At 62.4% G+C, this 2,857-nt stretch carries 1 protein-coding gene; it reads left to right on the top strand.

Going from position 1 to position 2,857, the window contains the following annotated elements:
• Window positions 1-62: 62 nt before the first annotated feature.
• Window positions 63-2,857: hypothetical protein (locus ACWD3E_RS40255; protein ID WP_451392445.1), on the top strand; the 2,795-nt coding region annotated here is incomplete at its 3' end.

The raw sequence follows: 2,857 nt of genomic DNA on the forward strand, positions 1-2,857 counted from the left end.
GGAACCCCTGGCGGGACTGGTTTCCGATTCCGGTCACCGGATGGGCGACCATCAGACTCAGCGTGCCGGCGATCACCGGTGACCCATGGGGCGCTTACGCAAGTCACGAGGCACGGGCCCATGACATCGCGGCGCACTATGCGAGATCACACCCCTTGGACCCGTGGGCCGAGCAGCCGAATTCCGACGATCCGCATGCCACCGAAGACGTGTCCTTCCAGTGGATAGCCCACCTCCAGGACATATCGCAAGACCCCGCTCGCAACCCCATGACCGACCCTGACCTTCTGTTGTTCCGCACTCGCCTCGGCGAGCGGCGCTACGGGGACGTGGGCACCAACGGTGACTACGACATGGCCCTCAAAGGGCTCGTGACCATCCTGTATCGGTACCGGAAACTCCTGACCGAGGCCGACATCGACCGCATCTTCGACAAGCTGATTCCGCCGGACATACGAGGAGCCCACCCCAAGGACGTCGAGATTCACAGGGTCGCCAAAGACATAGCCGAGTTCGAGGCTCTCGTCGGTGACGATTCGACGCTTGCAGAACTGCTGTCGACTTTCCTTCCTTTCGGGCTTGGGTCGACATTGACGCTCGATGTCCTAGTGAAGGCAGGATTCTGGGTGGCAGATGCCATATATTATCCGGAGACAGAGAATCACCTCTTGATGATCGAAAGCTCCAGGTACCTGATCAATCAGCTCCTTTTCGACGGCATCGCCGGCGGGGAACAGAAGGGGAACCTCGCATACAAGAACAGCGGAGAAGGCGGGAATGGCCTCGCCGAGTGGCTGCTCGAGTATATGCAGGTCATCGCCCAGCATGATTTTCGCGAATTCAATGCGCGACCCTATTCCCGGCTGTCGATACACGCCTTGTTGAACCTTTACGACTTCGCCCAGGACAGGGAGGTGCGGACCGCCGCTCAGATCCTGCTCGACTATGTGATGGTGAAATTTGCGCTCTCGAGCAACAGACAGCGCCGTGTCAGTCCGTTCCGGCGACTTCAGCAGCAAATCAACCACCCGTCGAGCGAGAACGAGCTTCTACGGGAAGCTGTCGGCAGCGACCCGGCGATCGGCCTCTTCTCCGTGTACACAGGACCAGTCGATCGAGCCGGAGGACCCGGTCATGAGTTTCCCGAAGGCTTGGCCCAGTGCGCGCTCATATCCGGCCTGTCGTCCTACCGTCCGCCCCCTGCTGCATACGTTCTGTCCATGACCCAATACCCGGCCGTTCAGCATCGCTTCTCTCACGGAGTGCGCCCACGCGCTCGCGGCTCCCCCGACACAGCCGACGGCGGCGTGGAGATCTATTACCGATCCCCGTCCTTCCTTCTCACCGCCGGAGGCATGTTCCTGAACAGCGGCATGGGGCACGACGAGTGGCCTCTGGGGGCCAATCATCCGAGATGGAAGGACATCGCCAGGGCCCAGGCGACGACCCTCATCCCCACGCGCGCACTTGATGTGCCGGGCGAGCCCTGTCGCGATGTGATGTTCGCCGATCTCATACGTTTCGACCCATGGCCGGACTCATGGAGCCGCCCGAGCGAGGACAACCTGATCAAGGGGAGGGCGTCCACCACGGCAGTACATCGAGGATTCGCCTGCGGCGCTCACCTTCAGGTGCCCGACATGTGGTTGCAGTTGACCGGTGCCGCGTGGGAGGACGGGTGGTTGTTCCTCGATCTCAACGCGGACCTGAAGCACTACGGTCCGCTGGGCCTATACGTGGCGGTCTACCGGACACCCGTAGCGAACCCCGAGGTGCTCGACGAGGTGCCGGACAATCTGGGCCTGCTCTATGCGGCGGAGGCCGACACCATGGACTTCGCGGCGTTCGAACAGCGCACGCGGGAAGGCAACAGCAGCCTCCCAGCCAAGTTCAAGTATGGTGAGTCGGCTGTCTTCCACACGCCCGACGGCCATCGTCTGGGATTCTGGCTCCAACCGACGAATTTGCCCGAGCAGGGCTGGGTACGGGTTGCCGATCTGGACGAGACGCCAGCCGATATCGACGCGCTTCCGCTGGTCGACGGACCGTACCTGAGGTCTCCTGGCGGCCATGACGGCCTGCTGGAGATCCGGCAGCCCGGCGGCGAGGACAGACCCCTGATCCTCGACTTCCGCAATAAGGAAAACCCTGTCTATCGGGACAACATCGGTTCTCTTCCGCAACCCTGGCTGGATCGGTCGCAAGCACTGTATGAATACGCCCAAACACTCCGGCCGACCAAGCCTGAGCTGGCCGCACAAGCGATGGTCGACAGGGTCAGGATTTCCGAACGCCTCGCCCAGGCGGACCCGGCCGCGTGGCGCCCGGCTCTTGCCCTCGCCCTCTACGACATCTTCGGCAATGCGTTCCAGTCGGCGCTCGACCTACAGGCGACCACGGCGCTCGCTCAGCAAGCCGTCACCGTCAATGAGGGACTCGCCGGTCTGACCGACTACCAGAACCTCACCCAGTACACCCCCAACCAGTACTGGGAATGGCCTTATCTCAGCGCCGCCCTCTACTACCAAGCCGTAACCATCCGACCTGATCAACCCCAACAAGCTGCACAAGCCATGGCCAACCGCGTCAGACTCTTCGAACGCCTCGCCCAGGCGGACCCGGCCGCGTGGCGCCCGGCTCTTGCCCTCGCCCTCTACGACATCTTCGGCAATGCGTTCCAGTCGGCGCTCGACCTACAGGCGACCACGGCGCTCGCTCAGCAAGCGGTCACCGTCGACGAGGAACTCGCCGGTCTGACCGAGTACCAGAACCTCACCCAGTACACCCCCAACCAGTACTGGGAATGGCCTTATCTCAGCGCCGCCCTCTACTACCAAGCCGTAACCATCCGACCTGA

The organism is Streptomyces sp. NPDC002676, from assembly GCF_053592455.1.